Raw genomic sequence first — 381 nt, 5'->3', positions numbered from 1 at the left:
CTCCTGGGCGGGCTCGGCGCCTTCTCCCTGCTGATCAACGGCCAGTTCGTACCGGCCCTGCTGATGGTCGCGTTCGGCCTGTTCTGGATCGAGGTCGGCCTGTGGTCCGCGATCCGCGTGCGGCGCGATCACATCGAACGCACCCTGCCCGACTTCCTGGACGTCCTCGCCGTCGTGGTGAGCGCCGGGCTGGGCTTCCGGCAGGCGCTGGAACGGGTGGCGGGCAAGTACGAAGGCCCGTGGTCCGACGAGATCCGCATCACCCTCCAACAGATGGACATGGGCGTCAGCCGCCGCCAGGCCTTCGACGAACTGCGCCGGCGCAACGACTCCGAACAGGTCGCCCAGTTCGTGACCGCCCTCCAGCAGGGCGAGGAACTC

The 381-nt window shown here is 68.8% G+C and carries 1 protein-coding gene; it reads left to right on the top strand.

All coding sequences use genetic code 11. From position 1 onward, the window contains the following. The coding region (locus G3I71_RS49995; RefSeq protein ID WP_164325633.1) for a type II secretion system F family protein at positions 1 to 381 on the top strand (381 nt) is incomplete at both ends.

The sequence above is a fragment of the Streptomyces sp. SID12501 genome, from assembly GCF_010550245.1.
In the GTDB taxonomy this organism is placed as follows: Bacteria; Actinomycetota; Actinomycetes; order Streptomycetales; family Streptomycetaceae; genus Streptomyces.
The sequence above is the reverse complement of the archived record's forward strand: the minus strand, read 5'-3'. Positions and strand labels throughout refer to the sequence as shown.